We start from the raw sequence: 18,586 nt of genomic DNA, 5'->3' as shown, positions 1-18,586 counted from the left end.
GCTCGCTCAGGCGGTGATCTTGTCGATCTCGGCGAGGTCTTCCGCGCTCAGCGCCCAGTCCGCCGCCTTGACGTTGGCCGCGACCTGCTCCGGCTTGGTCGCGCCGGCAATCACGCTGGAGACGACGGCTTGAGCCGCCAGCCAGGAGAAGGCGAGCTCGACCAGGGTATGGCCGCGCTGCTCGGCGAAGGCGGTCAGGCCCTCGATCCGGCGCCAGTTATCGGCGCTGAAGATCTCGTCGGCGCGCTGCGGCAGCTTGGTCAGGCGCGCGCCTTCCGGCATCGCCGCGCCACGCTTGTACTTGCCGGTGAGCGCGCCGTTGGCGAGCGGGAAATAGGGCAGCAGGCCCATGCCGTAATGGGCGATGGCCGGGATCAGGTCCTTCTCGGCGCCGCGCTTCAGCAGGCTGTACTCGTCCTGCGCCGAGGCGAAGCCGGGGATGCCGAGATCGCGCGCCGTCCAATGCGCATCGGCGACCTGCCAGGCGACGACGTTCGAGCATCCGACATAGCGGACCTTGCCCTGGCGGACGAGATCGTCGAGGGCGCGCAAGGTCTCCTCGATCGGGGTCAGCGCGTCCGGCCGGTGGAGCTGGTAGAGATCGAGCCAGTCGGTCTTGAGGCGCCGCAGCGAATCCTCGACGGCGTTCATGATGTAGCGGCGCGAACCGCCCTTCTTCACGCCCTCGGCATCCATATCCATGCCGAACTTACTGGCGAGCACGATCTGCTTGCGGCGCGCGCCCAGGACTTCGCCGAGCGCCGTCTCGGAGCCGCCGCGCTCGCCATAGATATCGGCCGTGTCGAACAGTGTGATGCCATGCTCGATCGCGGCATCGACGACCTTGCGCGTCGCGTCGAGATCGATGCGGCCGCCGAAATTGTTGCAGCCCAGCCCGACGAGCGAGACGCGCAGGCCAGAGCGGCCGAGATTGCGGAATTGCATGGTGGTGATCCTTCCCCTTTCGCATCGGACCGAAAAGTGGGCACCACTTTTCGGAAAGATCCGATGCGACAACACGATGATCTAGAGGGCGGCAGAGGATCAGAGCCGGTGCGGCGAGACAATGGCGCCCGGTGCAGGGCGGACACGCGGCAGCCGAACGGGCTGGCGGTTCAGGCTGGTGTCAGCCAGCCTGTTCGGGCCAGGACGAAGCGGGCCAGCTCCGCTGGCGACTGCCCATCCGTATCGACGACGAGGTAGTCCTCAGCCGCCTCGCCCGCCATGCGCCGGGCTTGGCGCAGGCTGCGCTCGATCTGCGCGTCGCGTCCGCCGCCCTGCTCGCGTCGGTCGAGACGCGCGAGCAAGACCTCGTCACCAGCGCGCAGGCGCAAAATGGTGATGCGAGCTTCGGGAATGGCCGCAAGAATCCAGCGCCTGTCGAAAGCGGGATGGAGCATGACACCGGACATCAGCAGGCGCCGATGGCCGAGCGCGCGATAGGTCGCCCAGAGCGCCGCCAGGTTGAGCTGGCTGACATCGCGCGCGCCGGGGGCGAGCGGAGCGAGCTCCTCCGCGCCGGGCTTGGGGTAGACGCGATCGAGCTCATCGCTCTCGATCGCCGCATGCGGGATGCCGGCCTCGGCCAGCAACCCGCTGATCTCCCAGCACAAGGTCGACTTGCCGACCCCTGCGGGGCCGGTGAGCAGGAGGATCTCGACGTCTGCGCCGGACAAGCCGCTCAGGCTACTTCGGCCTTCTGCTTCTGCGAGCGCTTGCGGTCGTTCGGGTCCAGAATGCCCTTGCGCAGGCGGATCGACTTCGGGGTAACCTCGACGAGCTCGTCGTCGTCGATCCAGGCCAGCGAACGCTCCAGCGTCATCCGGATCGGCGGGGTCAGGCGAACGGCCTCGTCCTTCGAGGTCGTGCGGATGTTGGTGAGCTTCTTGCCCTTGAGCACGTTCACCTCGAGATCGTTCTCGCGGGTGTGCTCGCCGACGATCATGCCCTGATAGACCTTCCAGCCGGGCTCGATCATCATCGGGCCGCGGTCTTCGAGGTTCCACAGCGCGTAGGCCACGGCCTCGCCGGTCTCCATCGCGATCAGCACGCCGTTGCGGCGCCCGCCGATCTCGCCCTTGTAGGGCAGATAGTCATGGAACAGCCGGTTCATGATCGCGGTGCCGCGCGTGTCGGTCAGCAATTCGCCCTGGTAGCCGATGAGGCCGCGGGTCGGGGCGTGGAAGACGAGGCGCAGGCGATTGCCGCCGGACGGACGCATCTCCAGCATGTCGGCCTTGCGCTCCGACATCTTCTGCACGACGACGCCGGAATGCTCCTCGTCGACGTCGATCACGACCTCTTCGATCGGCTCCAGAAGCTGGCCGTCCTCGCCGCGCTTCAGCACGACGCGCGGACGGGAGACGCCGAGCTCGAAGCCCTCGCGGCGCATGGTCTCGATCAGGATCGCGAGCTGCAATTCACCGCGGCCGGAGACGATGTAGCTGTCCTTGTCGGAAGCTTCCTCGATCTTCAGCGCGACATTGCCCTCGGCCTCCTTGAACAGGCGGTCGCGGATGACGCGGGTGGTGACCTTGTCACCCTCGGTGCCGGCGAGCGGGGAATCGTTGACCATGAAGGTCATCGACACGGTCGGCGGGTCGATCGGCTGGGCCGCGATCGGGTCGGTGACGGCGGGGTCGCAGAAGGTGTCGGCGACCGACCCCTTCACCAGGCCCGCGATCGAGACGATGTCGCCGGCGACAGCCTCTTCGATCGGCTGGCGCTCGAGGCCGCGGAAGGCGAGGATCTTCGAAATGCGGCCGGTCTCGACGGTCGAGCCGTCGCCGGAGAGCACCTTGACGGTCTGGTTCGGCTTGGCCGTGCCCGAGGTGACGCGGCCCGTGATGATGCGGCCGAGATAGGGGTTGGCCTCCAGCAGCGTGCCGATCATGCGGAACGGGCCTTCCTCGACCTTGGGCTCCGGCACGTGGGAGAGGATGAGGTCGTACATCGGCGCGAGGCCGTTATCCTGCGGACCTTCCGGCGAATGGGCCATCCAGCCCTGCTTGCCCGAACCGTAGAGGATCGGGAAATCGAGCTGCTCGTCGGTCGCGTCGAGCGCGGCGAAGAGGTCGAAGACCTCGTTGATGACTTCGGTGGTGCGGGCGTCGGGCTTGTCGACCTTGTTGATCGCCACGATCGGGCGAAGGCCGAGCTTCAGCGCCTTGGAGACCACGAACTTGGTCTGCGGCATCGGGCCCTCGGCCGCATCGACCAGCACGATGGCCGAGTCGACCATGTTCAGGATGCGCTCGACCTCGCCGCCGAAATCGGCGTGGCCAGGGGTGTCGACGATGTTGATGCGCGTATCCTTCCAGACGACCGAGGTCGCCTTGGCCAGGATGGTGATGCCGCGCTCCTTTTCGAGATCGTTCGAATCCATCACGCGCTCGATGACGCGCTGGTTGTCGCGGTAAGTGCCGGACTGCTGCAGGAGCTTGTCGACGAGCGTGGTCTTGCCATGGTCGACGTGCGCGATAATGGCGATGTTGCGCATGGACATGCGGGTCTGGGCCTTGCTTTCAAGGCCACGAGCCGGTCTGGAGCGATGCCCCGCCGGCGCAGCCTGTTTCACGTGAATCTGGAATTCGTTGCGCTGCACATAAACGCTGGCGGGCTTTTCGGCAACCGCAGACGCTGCCGAAAAGTAAATGCGCTCAGGTCTCGGCCAGCGCCCGCTGCCGTTCGGCGACCGCCCGGCCGACCTGATCGATCGCAAGCCGGTAGGCGGCGAGCGCAGCCGTATCGAGATCGCCCTTGGCGTAATCGGCGAGCACGCGCGTCAGGATCTGGTCAGCCTCGCGGCCGAGCCGCATCAATTCCACCTCATCTTCGCAAGAGCGGATGGCGTTGAGCAGCTCCAGCAATTCGTCGAGGCCCGACATGGCGCGCCGGCGCCGGTTGGCGCTCTCGCGGCCGAGCAAGGCGGCGCCGCCGGTGCCCACGGCCGAGAGCGCCATGGCGCCGATATAGAACCAGTCGCCATAGCGATCGAAGAAGGTCTCCTGCTCGCCGTCGATATAGGCGGCAGCGCCCGAATGGACCGGCAGGGGCGCGTCCTTGTCGGTCGAGGGCGTCTCCAGCGCCTGCACGGCCGGCAGTTCCGAGGCCAAGGTCAGACGCAGGCCCAGGATATCCTTGGTCAGTTCGCCGACGAGATTGTCGTCGAGGCTCTGCGCCGCGACGAGGCGCGAGGTGATCGAGATGGTCTGCAGGCTCTCGGCCGGGCGCGGCGGGTCGCCGCCCAAGGCCCCGCGCACGATCTCGCCGGATTCGATCGCGCGGTAATGGGCCGCCAGCGCATCGGCCTCGCGGACCGGGATCAGCACAGGATCGTTACCCCACGCCTCGCGCAGGCGGCGCAGGCCGTCATTATTGGTGTGGGAGCCGACCGAGCTGATCGAGAAGAAGACGTCGATGCGCTTCTCCTTGGCCGCCGGCACGATCTCCTCCTGACTCAGGCCGACGATCTCGACCTCCTCGGGCCGGACCTCGTATTGTGCCAGCACCCGCTTCAGCAGGGTGAGATTACCGGCCGGATTGCGGGACACGCCGATCCTGCGTCCGCGCAATTCGGCGATGCGGCCGATCGCCGTGTCGGCCCGGGTGATGAAGAAGGGGAAGGTCCGCCGCGTGATCAGGACCGTGTCGGCGGTCGAGGGCATGGCGATATCGGCGCGCAGCATGGCGAGATCGGCCTGGCCGGCATCGATCCGCTTGGCGCTGTCCTCAGAGCCCTCCGTCAGGACGAGGCGCAGGCGTACCGAGGCCTTGTCGCGGTTGAGGCCCTGCACGAAGGCGGCAGCCATGCGGGCATCCTCGGAGCCGAGCGGCCCGACCGCAAGGCGCAGGGTCCGCGGCTGGCCGATATAGTAGAACGCCGCCACGACGAGGCCGGAAACGGCGAGCAGCCCCGCCGTGATCGCCAGCCCGCGCCTGCCCATGCCAAGCCGGATCAATCAACGCCCCCTCTCTTCGCCCCGCGCAAGCATGGCTTCCTTCGACATCATGTCGCAAGTACGGCATGCACGCGCGAACAGACCGTGCTAAACGCCGGGCCATGTCCAATGGTTCGCCCTTCCTGATCAAGATCTGCGGCCTCTCCACCCCCGAGACGCTGGAGGCTGCGCTCGCGGCCGGCGCGGACATGATCGGGCTGAACTTTCATCCGAAGAGCCCGCGCTACGTCACGCTGGAGCGCGCCAGGGAACTGGCCGGGATCGCGCGCGGCAAGACGCAGGTCGTCGCGCTCGTCGTCGACTGGAGCGACCAGCAGGCGACCGAGCTTGCCGAGGCTCTCGAGCCGGACTGGTTCCAGTTCCATGGCCGCGAGACGCCCGAGCGGACCGCGGCGCTTCGCCGTGCCGTCAGCCGGCCGGTGATGAAGGCGCTCGGCATCGCCACGGCCGACGACCTCAAGGCCGTCTCGACCTATCGCGATGCCGCCGATCTCATCCTGCTCGACGCCAAGCCGCCGAAGGATGCGGCCTTCCCCGGCGGGCATGGCAAACCCTTCGACTGGAGCCTGCTGGGCGGTCTCGACCCCTCGCAGCGCTTCATGCTATCGGGCGGGCTCGATCCGGCGAATGTCGTGGGAGCCATCGGGATCACCAGGCCGGCGGGCGTCGATGTCTCATCGGGCGTCGAAAGCGCGCCGGGGGTCAAGGACCCCGCCCGGATCGCGGAATTCATCGCATCGGCCCGCAAGGCCGCCGCGGCACTGCAAGAAGGTTTGTCGGCATGAACGCCCCCTCCAGCCCGAACAGCTATCGCAACGGCCCGGACGAGAACGGCCGCTTCGGCCTGTTCGGCGGCCGCTTCGTCGCGGAAACGCTGATGCCGCTGATCCTGGAGCTGGAAGAGGCCTATAACGCCGCCAAGGCCGACCCGGCCTACCACGCCGAGATGACCAGCGGCCTGAAGCATTATGTCGGCCGGCCCTCGCCGCTCTATCTCGCGGAACGGCTGACGGAGCATTTCAACGGCGCCAGGATCTACCTGAAGCGCGAGGAGCTGAACCATACCGGCTCCCACAAGGTGAACAACGTGCTCGGCCAGATCCTGCTGGCGCGGCGCATGGGCAAGAAGCGCATCATCGCCGAGACCGGCGCCGGTCAGCATGGCGTCGCGACCGCGACGCTCTGCGCGCGCTATGGCCTCGAATGCATCGTCTACATGGGCGCGGTCGACGTCGCCCGACAGGCGCCCAACGTCTTCCGCATGCAGATGCTCGGCGCCACCGTCGTACCGGTCGAATCCGGTACCAAGACGCTGAAGGACGCGATGAACGAGGCGCTGCGCGACTGGGTGACCAATGTCGCGACGACCTTCTACTGCATCGGCACGGTCGCCGGCCCCCATCCTTATCCGGCGATGGTGCGCGATTTCCAGTCGATCATCGGCAAGGAGACCCGCGAGCAGATGCAGGAGGCCGAAGGCCGCCTGCCGGATTCGCTCGTCGCCTGCATCGGCGGCGGCTCGAACGCGATGGGGCTGTTCCACCCTTTCCTCGACGATCCCTCCGTCGAGATCTACGGTGTGGAAGCCGCCGGCCACGGCATCCCGAGCGGGCTGCATGCGGCCTCGCTCACCGGCGGGCGCCCCGGTGTGTTGCACGGCAACCGCACCTTCCTGCTGATGGACGATGACGGGCAGATCAAGGACGCCCATTCGATCTCGGCCGGGCTCGACTATCCCGGCATCGGCCCGGAGCATTCCTGGCTGCACGATGTCGGCCGGGCGACCTATCTCTCGGCCACCGACGAGGAGGCGCTCGAGGCGTTCCAGCTCATCTCAAGGTTGGAAGGTATCATTCCGGCCCTGGAGTCAGCGCATGCGCTCGCCCGCGTCGCCGATCTCGCCCCGAAGAAGCCGAAGGACCATCTGATGGTGGTCAACCTCTCCGGCCGCGGCGACAAGGACATCCCGCAGGTCGCGGAGATTCTGGCGGCGCGCTGACGCGGCCGGCCTCGTCCAAAGTTCTAGGCGCGGCCCCTCGACTCCCGCTACGTCAACTACCAGCATAGGTTGTTCCCGGCGCAGCCGCGCCGGGCATTGTCGCGTGGAGCGGGACCGGGGCCAGTGGGGGGCAGCGGTAACGACGACAGTCCGATCGAGGTCGGGCCCGGCTCAGCCGGCCTGCCGGTCGAACTCGCCTTCCTGACCCGGCATGGCCTGCCGCCCTCATTCCTCGCAGGCGTGGCCGCGGCATCCCGGCGTAACCGCACCGAACCGCTCCGTGAAGCGATCGCACGCGGCCTGATCGACGAAACCCGCTTTTACAGGGCGCTGGCCGCCGAGATGGGACTGGCCTTCGTGGCGCAACCTCCCCCACTCAGACCCGGCGGCAGGCACGAAGCCATCCTGCGCCAGAGCATCGCCCCGACCGACGGCGACGCGCGCTTCCGCTTCATCCTGGCGCCCGAGGGGCCGGCACTGCGACATATGATCGAGGCCGGGCCGCGCAACCGCAACGATATCGCGGTGACGACCCCACACCGCTTCGCCGACGCCCTGCGCCACAGCAATGCCGGCGCGCTGGCCGAGCACGCGGCCGGGCTCGACTCCGCCGGGCTCGCGCGCGACAGCGCCCGCACCGGCGCGAGCCGGGGGCAGGTGATCGCCGGCGGCCTGGGCGTCGCGATTGCCGCGATCGGCGGCGCCTTCGCGCCGCTCGAAACCTTCTTCGGGCTCGCGCTGCTGCTCGGCCCGTTCTTCCTCGGCCTGATCCTGCTGCGGCTGGCGGCCTCGATCGAGCGTTCGGCGCCAGATCTCTGGCGCAGCCATCGCTGGCGGATCGACGATGCCCGCCTGCCCGTCTACACGGTCGCCGTGCCGCTCTATCGCGAGCTTGCCGTGCTCACGCAACTGACCGATGCGCTCGGCGCGCTCGACTATCCGCCGGCCAAGCTCGATATCCGCCTGCTGATCGAAACCGACGATCAGGCCATGCGCGACGCGCTGGCGCAGAGGGCGCTGCCACCGCATTTCTCCGTGACCGTCGTTCCGCCCGGCTTTCCGCGCACCAAGCCGCGCGCGCTGAACCTTGCCCTGCTCGAAGCGCGCGGCGCGTTCTTCACGATCTTCGATGCCGAGGATATTCCTGATCCGCAGCAACTGCGGATGGCGGCGGCGCGCTTCCTCGGCGGCCCGAAGGAACTCGGCTGCCTGCAGGCGAGGCTCGTGATCGACCATGACGACGAAGGCGTGCTGCCTGCCTTGTTCGCGCTGGAATATGCCGGGCTGTTCGAAGTTCTGAATCCCGGACTGCTGCAGTTCCAGTTGCCGATCATGCTGGGCGGAACCTCGAACCATTTCCGGACGGAAGCCCTGCGCGCTGTGGGCGGCTGGGACGCCTGGAACGTGACCGAGGATGCCGATCTCGGCTTTCGGCTGGTGCGTGCCGGCTATCGGATCGGCGATCTGCCCTCCAACACGCGCGAGGAGGCGCCGGTCTCGATTCCTGCCTGGCTCAAGCAACGTTCGCGCTGGATCAAGGGCTATATCCAGACCCTGGTGACGCATTCGCGCGCGCCGGTGCGTCTGGCGCGCGAGGCGGGGCTGGCCGCGACATTCGCCTTCCTGTCGCTCGCCTTCGGCACCGTCGCGACGGCCCTCGGCTATCCCGCCTTCGCCGTCGCCGCCCTGATCGCCTGCTGGAACGGCTCCCTGTTCGAACCGGTGGGGACGCTTGCCACGGCGACCTCGATCATCGCGCTCGGTGTCTGGCTGCTCGGCAGCATCGCCCTGTTCGTGCCGCCGATCGTCGGCGCATTGCGCGGTGGTTCGCCGGGGCTGCTCCTGCTCGTACCCCTGCTCCCGCTCTATTACGCGCTCATCTCGGTCGCCGCCTGGATTGCCTTCTACGAATATCTCAGGCGCCCCTTCGCCTGGAACAAGACCGAGCATGGGCTCGCGCGCCGACGCCCTACCGGAACATTCTAGATGGTTGCTCCAGCGTCAGATCTTCCTCGCAGCGGATTCCGCTTCTGCGAGGTTGCTCTAGGAGTGGCGCAGCCATTCCGCCGCCGCCTGCGCCGGAGGCTGCTCGATATTGAAGGCGCCGACGAACTGGCCGTCCTTGCCCATCAGATAGACCAGCGCGGTATGGTCCATCGTGTAGTCGCCATCCTTGAGCGGGACCTTCTTCGAATAGGCGCGATAGGCCTTGATGACGGCGTCGATGGCCTGGCGATCGCCGCTCAGGCCGACGATGCGCGGATCGAAGGAGCCGAGATAGCTCTTCATCACGTCGGGCGTATCGCGCTCGGGATCGACCGTGATGAACAGGGCCTTCAGGCCCTTCGCCTTGGCGCTGTCCCCAGCCGCGCGCAGGGCCTCCGAAATCTCGAACAGTTTCGTCGGGCAGATGTCCGGGCAATGGGTGAAACCGAAGAAGACCAGGAAGGGCGAACCCTTCAGGTCGGTGTCGGAGAACGGCTTGCCCTCCTGCGTCGTCAGCGTGAACGGGCCGCCGACGCTGGCCGTGCCGCTGCCGCCGCCGCCCTGCCGGCCGGGCGAGAAGGTCAGGATCGCGGCTGCGGCGAGCGCGAGCGCCCCGGCGAGGAAGACGACGAGGGGCAGGACGAGACGGCGGTTCACGCAGGTATTCCCGGGCAGGCGGCAGCAGCCGCTAGACAGCGATTTTTCCAGGCATCGGCAGGATCCGAAAACCGGTTCCCACTCTTCGGACCGATGCCTAGAAGCATGCGACGATGGCGGCGATCAGACCGTCGGTGAAGAGGCGGTCGCCTTCGCGCCACCAGAGCAGCAGGCCGGTGAGGAACAGGGCGAAGAAGCCTCCGCCGATCAGCATAAGGCCAAGACGGCTCGAAGAGCCGGCCTCCGTCTGCGCTGTCTCGTCTGCCTGCGACATAGGCACATCCTATCGCCGGATCGCGCCGTCCGAAAGCGGGCGGCGTGACGCAGGGGCCTCACGATGCAGCGATGCGCCCCGAGTTGGGCGCATCGCCGATTTTCCGCTCATGCCGGTATCCGGCGGCTCACTTCACCGGGAAGGTCAGCGGCGAATAATCCGTCACAGGGCGCTTGATCCAGTCATTGCCCGGCGCCGCCGCTTCCGTCCGCTTCTGGCCTTCGTGGAGGCGCAAAGCCGCAGCCGGATAGTCCATGGTCAGGACGGTGCCGTCGCGGACGACGAGCTTGCCGTCGACATAGACGCGGTCGACGGCGCGTTCGGCGGCCGCATAGACCATGCTGCGAATGGGGTCGCGACGTGGCTGCATCATCGGATGCTTGAGGTCGACCAGGACGAGGTCGGCCTTGCAGCCGGCTTCCAGGCGCCCGATGTCGTCGCGGCCGAGTGCGGTGGCGCCGGCCGTGGTTGCGGCCTCGAAGATGTCGGTGGTGGTCAGCGTGCGCGGGTTCTCCGCCATCATGCGGGCGACATAGCCGACATGGCGCATCTCCTCGAGCATGTTGTGCGGGTAGGTGTCGGTGCCCATGCCGATGCGGACGCCGGCGCGGCGATAGCGGCCGAAATCGTCGAGCGCGATGCCGCGGCGCATGAAGACCGTAGGGCAATGTGCGACCATCGTATCGGTCTCGGCCAAGAGCGCGAGATCGCGGCGGCTGTGCCAGCCGACTCGCGGGTAGTCGTCGAGGAAGATGCCGTGGCCGACGATGCTGGTCGAGCCGAGCACGCCGAGCTTCTCCAGCCACTGGATCGGGGTCACGCCATGGCGGCGGGTGATCTCGTGGAACTCGACCGTCGACTGGGCCGCATGGATTTGCCAGGGCAGGCGGCGACGCTTCGCTTCGGCATGGCTGTCCTTGATCAGGCCTTCGCTGCAGGTGTCGATCTGCGCCGGGCAGACCATGCCGAAGAGCCGGCCGGACGGGTGCTTCTGCGCCTGCTCGATAACGTCGAAGGCGGTCTCCATGGCCGCCTCGCCAGCCTTCTCGTCCCATTCATATTCGACCACATGGCCGTTCTTCGTGTACCAGCGGGCCGAGCGGAACATCGGCGAGACGCAGACGCGCAGGCCGCTATTGGCGGCAAGATCGATCCAGCCGGGATGGGCGACCGAGAGATCGGCGAGCGTGGTGACGCCGGAAAGCAGCAGTTCGGAATAGGCGACCTGCACGCAATCCGGCACCGTCTCGGCATCGGGCCGCAGGATCGGCATGAACTCGTAGAGCGAGGAATTGTAGAGCGCGGGTGAGCCGAGTTCATCGAGGAAGCCCTTGTTCAGCGCCTCGCTCGAGGGATGCGAGTGGATATTGACGAGGCCGGGCATGACCATGCGCCCGCTGCCATCGACGGTCTCGTCGGCCTGCCCTTCGTAGCGGGGTCCTACATAAAGCAGCGTGCCGTCCTCGAAGGCGACATCGGCGCCATGCAGATAGACATGCCGAGATGCTTCCGCATCCCAGGCGACAACGACTTCGGCGTTCTTGATGACCGTGATCGTCATGACATTTCCTCCCTAGCTAGCCAGACATAGAAAAAAGCGCCGCGTGGCCTGGGGCCACGCGGCGCTGGAAAAGCTCAGCGCTTCAGCTTGAGGTCGAGCCCTTTGTAGAGGCCCGCTCCGTAGAGACCGTGGGCGCGCGCGCCTTCGACGCGGTCGGTCGCGACGACCCAGAGCGGCTGCGAGACCAGGGGCACCCAGACATTCGCCTCGGTGAGCTGGGTCTGGACCTCGGCCAGGGCCTGCTTGCGCTTGTCCGCATCGGTGGCCATCGACGCAGCCTTGAGCAGCTCGTCGGTCTTGGGGTCCTTCCAGTTCATCCGGTTAGGGGTCGGAGCCTGCTGGCTGCGGAAATAGAGGCTCATCGCCTCCGTCGCCGTCACATAGGGATAGGACATCAGGAAGGCGTCGAATTCCTGCGTCGCCAGCTTGCCCCAGGCGACGGTGGCGTCCCAGAGCTGGATCTTCATGTCGATGCCAACCTTGCGCAGATCCGCCTGCATCGCCTCGGCAATCCGCGGGTTCGAGTCGTTGCGGATTCCATAGACGGTGAAGGTCGCCTTCTGGCCGTCCTTCTCGCGAATGCCGTCGCTGCCCGGCTTCCAGCCGGCCGCGTCGAGCAGCTTGGCGGCGCCGGCCGGGTCATATTTCGGCATCTTGTCGGCCGAGGACTTGTCGTAGTCGACCACCGCAGGGTTCAGCAGCGAAGGCAGGGTCTGCCCCTTGCCGAAGAAGATCGCCTTGGCGATCGCCTCCTTGTTGGTCGCCATGTTCGCGGCCTCGCGAATGGCCTTGTCGCTCGCCACGGGCTTGTCGACCTTGAAGCCCATGAAGACGTCGTAGATGTAGTTCTCCTGCCGCTGCACGGTCATGCCGGGGATGCGCTGCATCGTGTCGAGCGCGATATAGGGCATGTAATAGGTCACGTCGGCCTGCTTGGCCTGGATCGCGGCCATCAGCGTGTTCGACTCGGGGATGACCTTCCAGACGATCTCGTCGATCTGCGGCTTCGGGTCCTTGTAGATCGGCGGGCCCCACGAATAATGCGGGTTCTTCTTGAGCACGAGCTCCTGGCGCGGGGTCCATTTCGACCAGCAATAGGGGCCGGTGCCGTTGAAGCCCTGGACGCCGAAATTGGGGCCGAGCTTCTCGACGATCGCCTTGTCGACCACCGAGGCAAAGGACAGGGCGAGCTGGAACATCAGATCGCTGTAGGGCTCCTTGAGCTCATAGATCAGCGTGGAATCGCCATCGGCGCGGATGTCCTTGACCGGGCCGCCGCGGAAGGAGACCGGCGACTTGTTGGCCGGGTCGGTCCAGCGCTTCAGCGAGTAGACGACGTCGTCGATCGTCATCGGCCGGCCGTCGCAGAACTTCACGTCCTTGCGGATCTTGAAGGTGTAGGTCGTGCCTTCGGGCGAGACCGTCCAGCTCTCGGCGAGGCCGGGCTTGATCGTCTTCATGTCGAAATCGACCGTCACCAGCGTGTCGGCCAGCATGTACATGACCTCGGCCGCCGCGGTCGCGGTGGTGCGGATCGGGTCGTAGTTGTCGGCATCGATGACGCGCAGGATCGAGAGCGGCGCCTTCTGCTGGGCGACCGCGGGCACGGCCGCGAAAGACGCGGCGGCCGCGCCGGCGAGAAGCAGAGTTGAGAGTTTCAGCATCGAACAAATCCCCTTTTTGACGCTTCTTGGTTGATATCGACTGCTATTTGCGCAGCTTCGGATCGAGGGCGTCCCGCAGGGAATCGCCGAGCACGTTGAAGGCGAGCACGACCGCGAAGATCACCAGGCTCGGCAGGACCGAGACATGCGGCGCGAAGAACAGGAAGTTGCGGCCATCCGCCGCCATGGCCCCGAGTTCCGCCGTCGGCGGCTGGGCGCCCAGCCCGAGGAAGGACAGGGCCGCGCCGAGCAGGATGACCTGGCCGAAGCGCAAGGTGACGAAGACGAAGATCGCCGAGAGGCAATTCGGCAGGACATAGCGAATGATGATGCGCAGGTCGCTCAGGCCGAGCGAGCGAGCCGCCTCGATATAGCCCTGTTGCAGCACGACCAGCGCCGAGCCGCGCACCACGCGCGCCATCAGCGGTACGGTCGCGATCGAGAGCGCGATGATCACCGCCGGCAGGCCCGGGCCGAAGATCGCGGCGATGGCGAGACCGAACAGGATCGCCGGGAACGACAGGAGGACGTCCATGAAGCGCATCAGCACGCCTGACGCCTTTGGATAATAGGCGGCAGCGAAGCCGATGACGCCGCCGATCGTGCAGCCGAAGGCGACGGAGGCGAGGCCCATCAGCAAGCTCGTGCGCAGGCCGAAGAGCAGGCGCGTGATCATGCTGCGCCCCTGCCCGTCGGTGCCGAGCAGGCCCATCTCGCCCGGCGGCTTCAGCGTGTTGGCGAGATCGTTGCCGAAGGGATCGGTCGGCGCGAGCCAGGGGGCGAAGGTCGCGCCGAGCACGGCGAGGACGACGAGCGCCAGCGCGACGCAGGAGCCGACATCGGACAGCAGCATCCGCAGCACGGTCTTGCGGCGGACGGGCGCGGCCGCGGCGACGCTCACCGCGGCCTCGACCGTCCTGGCGCCTGGCTGGAACGCATCGCGTTCGAGCTTCATGGGAGAGCTCATCAGGTGCCCCTCACGCGCGGATCGAGCACGGCATAGAGGACATCCACCGCGAGATTGACCAGGATGAAGCCAAGCGAGAGCATGATGATCGTGCCCTGCGCCATCGGCAGGTCACTCGACAGGATGGCGCCGACCGCGAGCCGGCCAATGCCCGGCCACGAGAACACAGTCTCGGTGACGACGGCACCGCCGAGCAGGAAGCCAATCTGCAGGCCGATCAGCGTGACGACCGGGACCAGCGCATTGCGCAAGGTGTGACGGAGCACGACCCTGCTCTCACTGAGCCCCTTGGCGCGGGCGGTGCGGACATGGTCGGCGCCAAGCTCGTCGAGCACCGAGGTGCGGGTCATGCGCGCGACCGGGCCGACGAAGACCCCGCCCAGCGTGATCGCCGGCAGAATGATCCCCTGGATGCCCTCCCAGGTCCAGAGCGGGCCGGTGCGGCCGGTGAAGGGCAGGATCGGATAGTAGAAGCCGAAGAGCCAGATCAGCCCGAGGCCGAGGAAGAAGACCGGCAGCGACACACCGGCAACCGAGACCGCCATGATCGCGCGGTCGATCAGCGAGCCCCGGTAATAGGCGCCGACGGTGCCGAGGAACATGCCGAGCGGGATCGCCCAGACCAGCGAAGCCAGCATCAGCTCCAGCGTCGGGCCGATGGTGTTGCCCAGCTCCTGCGTCACCGGGACGTTGTTGATGATGGAGACGCCGAGATCGCCCTGCGCGAGGCGCCCGATATAGATCGCGAACTGCTTCCAGAGCGGCTGGTCGAGCCCGAGCTCCTGGCGGATGGCCTGGACGACGTCCTGCGTCGCGGTCGGCCCGGCGCGGACCTGCGCGGGATCGGTCGGCACGACCTGCATCAACAGGAAGCCGATCAGCAGCACGCCGAGCAGGACCGGCAGGACCAGCAGCAGCCTTTGCAGCGTATGTTTGAGCATCGCGGAGGCCCCGACCTATTGCGCGGCAGCCGTGAATTGACCGTGCCGGTCGAAGACGACCTCGCCGCCGAGCAGGGTCAGGTCGCAGCGCACGTCGTTCTCGACCTCGCCAACGGGGATCGCGAAGATGTCGTGCGAGAGCACGGCGATATCGGCGAGTTGGCCCGGCACCAGCCGGCCGAGCTTGTCCTCGGCGAACTGGGTATAGGCGCCGAGCAAGGTATAGGCATGCACCGCCTCCTCCATGCTCAGCTTCTCGGCGCCGCCGATCTCGGTATGACGCTTGGTCTGGCGGGTGACCATCGTGAAGAGGTTCTTGAACGGGTCGGTGGCGCAGACCGGGGCGTCCGAGCTCGCCGCAGCGTGCAGGCCGCCATCGAGCCATTTGCGCATGGGATAGGAGGCGCCGGCGCGCTCCTCGCCGAGATTGATCACATAGAGATCGCCGAACTCGTAGATGAAGGCCGGCTGCGGCACCGGGTCGATGCCGGCAGCGGCCATGCGGGCGAGCTGGCCGTCGGTCAGGAAGCCGCAATGCTCGATGCGATGGCGGCGGCCCCTGATCGGATGCTCGGGGCTGTCGGCCTTCTCGATGCCGGAGAGCACCTGCTCGATCGCCGCGTCGCCGATGGCATGGATCGCGAGCTGGTAGCCGAGCTCGTGGTAGTGCCGGAGATAGCGATGCATGTCGGAATCGGAATAGATGAAGATGCCGCGATTATCGGGATCGCCGACGAGGTAGGGCTCGCTCATCGCGGCGGTCAGACCGCCGGCACTACCGTCGCCGAAGACCTTCATCGCGCCGTAGCGCAGGAGGCCGGTTTCGCGGCCGAAACGGTAGCCGGCCGCGTGGGCCTCGTCACCGATCCCATCCGCATTCCCGTAGATGCAGACCCAGGTGCGGACCGGCAGCGTCCCGGCGCGCGCGACCGCCTCGTAAGCCTCGATCTCGGCCATGCCGGCGCCCATGCCGACGCCGGCATCCATCACGCTGGTGAAGCCCTGCGCCAGCATGTAGTGACCGGCCTTCTCGATCGCAGCCTTCAGCTCCGCCTGGCTCGGCTTCGGCATCGCCTGGACGATCAGCCGCATCGCGCTTTCGGCCAGCAGGCCGGTGAGCTTGTTGTCGCGGCGTTCAATCAGGCCGCCATCGGGGCTCGGCGTGTTGTGGCCGATGCCGGCCGCCGCCATGGCGCGGCCGTTGACGACGCCGACATGGCCGCAGGTGCGCTTGATATAGACGGGGTTGTCGGGCGCGACGCGGTCGAGCTCCTCGGCGGTGGGGTGGCGGGCCTCGGCGAGTTCGTTATGGTCGTAGCCGCGGCCGGTGACCCATTCGCCGGGCTTCTTGCCCTTAACGGCAGCAGCGATGCGACGCAGGATCTCGTCGATGCTGTTGACGCCTTCCTCGGGGCGCAGATTGACCTCGCTCATGGCGAGACCGAGCGGCAGCAGATGCATATGCGCGTCGTTGAGGCCGGGAATCGCGACGCGGCCGGCGAGGTCGACAACCCTCGTCGCGGGCCCCTGCAGGGCGACGATCTCGGCGGCCGGGCCGGCCGCCAGCACCTTGCCATCTCCGATCGCGAGGGCTTCGACGAAGCCTTCCGCCAAGCCGCAGAAGATGCGGCCATTCAACAAAACGGTCTCGGCTTGCGTCATCGGCCCGGATTACCCTGCTTTCCCTGTTGAATTCTCGTCACGAGGCATTGGCGCGGCGATAGTCTTCGGCAAGCATCTCCCGTGCCATGCACGCGACGACGCGCGTTCATGCAGCCCTGTCGTATCGAATGGGGGATTTAGTCTGGGCGGTGAGCTTTGAACGCGAAAACTATGCCACTCCGCCGGTTCCCCATGACACTATTTTCTTATTGGCTTTCCGCCAGCATTGCTCAGAATATTGAACATGGCAAGGGCCGCCGAGCAGCCGGCCCCTGCATGACGCGCAGGAAAAACAAGGCGCGCGGAAGAGGGAAATGGAACGGCCATGAGCTTTGACGTCGGCGGAAGGCTGAAGGAAATCAGAGTCGCAGCCGGGCTTTCCCAGCGCGAACTCGCAGCGCGATCCGGCGTGACCCATAGCCTGATCTCGCTGATCGAGCAGAACCGGAACAGTCCCTCTGTCGCGTCGCTGCGCAAGATTCTCGGCGGCATCCCGATGACGATGGTGAGTTTTTTTGACGAGGAACGGACGCCGCGGGACAAGGTGTTCTTCGAGGCCTCGGACCTGCTCGACCTGACCTCGCGCCTGCACCAGGTCAATGGCGGCGAGAGCCGCGGCCAGATGTCCTTCCGCCAGGTCGGCGACGCCCAGGCCCACAACCTGCAGATCCTGCACGAATCCTACGATCCCGGCGCCGATACCGGCGCCGCCATGCTCAAGCACGAATCCCATGAGGGCGGGGTGGTGCTGTCGGGCGAGCTCGAGATCACCGTCGGCGATCAGGTCAAGGTGCTGAAACCGGGCGATGCCTATCTCTTCGACAGCCGCATCCCGCATCGCTACCGCAATATCGGGACGGAACGCTGCATCGTGGTCAGCGCCTGCACGCCGCCTTATCTTTGAACGGTCACGGCGCGGCCCTGCGATGCCAACTTAGAATCTATTTAAATTATTGATATTATTTGATTTTTACACCGCAACCGAGTAAGCGTCGCCTCTCATCAGAGGTCATGATGCACGCCAGTTCCAGCCCCGTACAGAAATCTGCCACGAGCCTGGAGCTGTTCTCGCGCAATCTCTCGCTCTCCGCCGGCACCTTCCTGATCCAGGAAGGCGAGCGGATCGTCGGCCCGATGCGGCCGGGCTTGAAGGTCGCTGTCATGCTCGAAGGCCGGCAGGCGCTGGAGCTCGACGATCGCCCGGCCGTGCTGCTGGACGGGCCGACCGTCCTCGTCGCCGCCAATGGCGGCGAGCATATGCAGCAGCGCACCGGCCTCGCCGATGGCGCGCTGCGCTGCGCGCTGATGCAGTTCGATTTCGATTTCGTCGCACGTGAGTTCGGGGCGGATGTCGCCAAGGCCGCGCGCCTCGCCTGCTCCGACGATGCCGGCTTCTGGGTGCGCCCGGCCGATGCGCCGATCCGCTCGCTCGCGCTGCAGATGGCGGAATGCCCGGTCGGCGAAGCGCTGCGCCCGCTCTACCTCGCCGGCAAGGCGCTGGAGCTCGGCGCGCTGGTGCTCGACCGCATGCTTGGAGAGCGGCCCGTCCGCCCGGCCCGGCTCAGCCCGCGCCTGCGCGAGCAGGTCCATGCCGCGCGCGACCGCCTGCTCGAAACCTTGCAGGAGCCTCTGAGCCTGGCGGAGCTCGCGCGCGAAAGCGGGCTCAACCCGACCAAGCTCACCTCCGCGTTCCGCACCGAGTTCGGCGCCAGCGTCTTCGAGTACCTGCAGGAGCAGCGCCTGCAGCAAGCCTATGCGCTGATCGCGAGCGGGGAAGCCAGCGTCGCGGTCGCCGCTTTCCAGGTCGGCTACAGCCCGGCGCATTTTTCCGGGCTGTTCCGTAAGCGTTTCGGCATCGCGCCCAGCGCCCTGCGCTGATTCACGCCTTGAATCCGCCCTGCCGTTCTTGCTTGG

At 66.7% G+C, this 18,586-nt stretch carries 16 protein-coding genes; 5 read left to right on the top strand and 11 right to left on the bottom strand.

Annotated features, from left to right (window positions below; all coding sequences use genetic code 11):
- Window positions 1–6: 6 nt before the first annotated feature.
- From Q9235_RS12705 to Q9235_RS12690, 4 genes are all read right to left on the bottom strand, one after another.
- Window positions 7–945 carry an aldo/keto reductase gene (locus Q9235_RS12705; RefSeq protein ID WP_306227792.1) on the bottom strand — a complete coding sequence of 313 codons (939 nt, stop codon included), beginning with the start codon at window positions 943–945 and terminating at the stop codon, window positions 7–9.
- Window positions 946–1,115: 170 nt separating this feature from the next.
- A complete protein-coding gene (locus tag Q9235_RS12700; protein ID WP_306227790.1) occupies window positions 1,116–1,676 on the bottom strand; it encodes an ATP-binding protein in 561 nt (186 codons plus the stop codon).
- 5 nt (window positions 1,677–1,681) lie between these two features.
- Window positions 1,682–3,505 carry a translational GTPase TypA gene (gene typA / locus Q9235_RS12695; RefSeq protein ID WP_306227788.1) on the bottom strand — a complete coding sequence of 608 codons (1,824 nt, stop codon included), beginning with the start codon at window positions 3,503–3,505 and terminating at the stop codon, window positions 1,682–1,684.
- A 154-nt stretch (window positions 3,506–3,659) separates the two neighbouring features.
- Window positions 3,660–4,961 carry a TAXI family TRAP transporter solute-binding subunit gene (locus Q9235_RS12690; protein ID WP_306227785.1) on the bottom strand — a complete coding sequence of 434 codons (1,302 nt, stop codon included), beginning with the start codon at window positions 4,959–4,961 and terminating at the stop codon, window positions 3,660–3,662.
- Window positions 4,962–5,062: 101 nt separating this feature from the next.
- Between Q9235_RS12690 and Q9235_RS12685 the strand changes: the two genes are divergently transcribed.
- From Q9235_RS12685 to Q9235_RS12675, 3 genes are all read left to right on the top strand, one after another.
- Window positions 5,063–5,746 (top strand): phosphoribosylanthranilate isomerase, encoded by a 684-nt coding sequence (locus Q9235_RS12685; protein WP_306227783.1) that lies wholly within the window; start codon window positions 5,063–5,065, stop codon window positions 5,744–5,746.
- Window positions 5,743–6,960, top strand: coding sequence for a tryptophan synthase subunit beta (gene trpB, locus Q9235_RS12680; RefSeq protein ID WP_306227781.1), 1,218 nt, complete (start codon window positions 5,743–5,745; stop codon window positions 6,958–6,960). Before Q9235_RS12685 ends, trpB begins: the two co-directional genes overlap by 4 nt.
- Before the next feature lie 123 nt (window positions 6,961–7,083).
- Entirely contained in the window at window positions 7,084–8,946 is a 1,863-nt protein-coding gene (locus Q9235_RS12675) for a glycosyltransferase family 2 protein (protein WP_306227780.1), read from the top strand.
- Window positions 8,947–9,003: 57 nt separating this feature from the next.
- Here Q9235_RS12675 and Q9235_RS12670 read toward each other — a convergent pair whose 3' ends face one another.
- The 7 genes from Q9235_RS12670 to Q9235_RS12640 form a co-directional block, all read right to left on the bottom strand.
- Complete coding sequence (locus Q9235_RS12670) at window positions 9,004–9,603, bottom strand: SCO family protein (RefSeq protein WP_306227779.1); 600 nt, start codon at window positions 9,601–9,603, stop codon at window positions 9,004–9,006.
- Between the two features lie 97 nt (window positions 9,604–9,700).
- Window positions 9,701–9,877, bottom strand: a complete 177-nt coding sequence (locus tag Q9235_RS12665; protein WP_293797176.1) for a hypothetical protein — start codon at window positions 9,875–9,877, stop codon at window positions 9,701–9,703.
- A 127-nt stretch (window positions 9,878–10,004) separates the two neighbouring features.
- Window positions 10,005–11,438, bottom strand: coding sequence for an amidohydrolase family protein (locus tag Q9235_RS12660; RefSeq protein ID WP_306227777.1), 1,434 nt, complete (start codon window positions 11,436–11,438; stop codon window positions 10,005–10,007).
- A 74-nt stretch (window positions 11,439–11,512) separates the two neighbouring features.
- Window positions 11,513–13,102 (bottom strand): ABC transporter substrate-binding protein, encoded by a 1,590-nt coding sequence (locus tag Q9235_RS12655; protein WP_306227775.1) that lies wholly within the window; start codon window positions 13,100–13,102, stop codon window positions 11,513–11,515.
- 43 nt (window positions 13,103–13,145) lie between these two features.
- Window positions 13,146–14,069 (bottom strand): ABC transporter permease, encoded by a 924-nt coding sequence (locus tag Q9235_RS12650; protein WP_306227774.1) that lies wholly within the window; start codon window positions 14,067–14,069, stop codon window positions 13,146–13,148.
- Window positions 14,069–15,010: an ABC transporter permease gene (locus Q9235_RS12645; RefSeq protein WP_306227773.1), complete on the bottom strand. Its 942-nt coding sequence runs from the start codon at window positions 15,008–15,010 to the stop codon at window positions 14,069–14,071. The genes Q9235_RS12650 and Q9235_RS12645 overlap by 1 nt, the downstream gene beginning before the upstream one ends.
- Window positions 15,011–15,025: 15 nt before the next feature.
- A complete protein-coding gene (locus tag Q9235_RS12640; protein WP_306227771.1) occupies window positions 15,026–16,672 on the bottom strand; it encodes an amidohydrolase in 1,647 nt (548 codons plus the stop codon).
- A 325-nt stretch (window positions 16,673–16,997) separates the two neighbouring features.
- Between Q9235_RS12640 and Q9235_RS12635 the strand changes: the two genes are divergently transcribed.
- Entirely contained in the window at window positions 16,998–17,576 is a 579-nt protein-coding gene (locus Q9235_RS12635) for a cupin domain-containing protein (protein WP_306227769.1), read from the top strand.
- Window positions 17,577–17,683: 107 nt separating this feature from the next.
- Complete coding sequence (locus Q9235_RS12630) at window positions 17,684–18,550, top strand: helix-turn-helix transcriptional regulator (protein WP_306227768.1); 867 nt, start codon at window positions 17,684–17,686, stop codon at window positions 18,548–18,550.
- The last annotated feature ends 36 nt before the right edge of the window (window positions 18,551–18,586 follow it).

This window comes from Bosea beijingensis (assembly GCF_030758975.1).
Lineage (GTDB): Bacteria > Pseudomonadota > Alphaproteobacteria > Rhizobiales > Beijerinckiaceae > Allobosea > Allobosea beijingensis.
This window is presented reverse-complemented; position numbering and strand designations above follow the sequence as displayed.

Excerpts from the sequence above, each read along its gene's own strand:
- Q9235_RS12630 (WP_306227768.1), top strand. The coding sequence starts at position 17,684 with ATGATGCACGCCAGTTCCAGCCCCGTACAGAAATCTGCCACGAGCCTG.
- typA (WP_306227788.1), bottom strand. The coding sequence starts at position 3,505 with ATGTCCATGCGCAACATCGCCATTATCGCGCACGTCGACCATGGCAAG.
- Q9235_RS12650 (WP_306227774.1), bottom strand. The coding sequence starts at position 14,069 with ATGAGCTCTCCCATGAAGCTCGAACGCGATGCGTTCCAGCCAGGCGCC.
- Q9235_RS12640 (WP_306227771.1), bottom strand. The coding sequence starts at position 16,672 with ATGACGCAAGCCGAGACCGTTTTGTTGAATGGCCGCATCTTCTGCGGC.
- Q9235_RS12655 (WP_306227775.1), bottom strand. The coding sequence starts at position 13,102 with ATGCTGAAACTCTCAACTCTGCTTCTCGCCGGCGCGGCCGCCGCGTCT.
- Q9235_RS12665 (WP_293797176.1), bottom strand. The coding sequence starts at position 9,877 with ATGTCGCAGGCAGACGAGACAGCGCAGACGGAGGCCGGCTCTTCGAGC.
- Q9235_RS12635 (WP_306227769.1), top strand. The coding sequence starts at position 16,998 with ATGAGCTTTGACGTCGGCGGAAGGCTGAAGGAAATCAGAGTCGCAGCC.
- Q9235_RS12705 (WP_306227792.1), bottom strand. The coding sequence starts at position 945 with ATGCAATTCCGCAATCTCGGCCGCTCTGGCCTGCGCGTCTCGCTCGTC.
- Q9235_RS12685 (WP_306227783.1), top strand. The coding sequence starts at position 5,063 with ATGTCCAATGGTTCGCCCTTCCTGATCAAGATCTGCGGCCTCTCCACC.
- Q9235_RS12645 (WP_306227773.1), bottom strand. The coding sequence starts at position 15,010 with ATGCTCAAACATACGCTGCAAAGGCTGCTGCTGGTCCTGCCGGTCCTG.
- Q9235_RS12660 (WP_306227777.1), bottom strand. The coding sequence starts at position 11,438 with ATGACGATCACGGTCATCAAGAACGCCGAAGTCGTTGTCGCCTGGGAT.
- trpB (WP_306227781.1), top strand. The coding sequence starts at position 5,743 with ATGAACGCCCCCTCCAGCCCGAACAGCTATCGCAACGGCCCGGACGAG.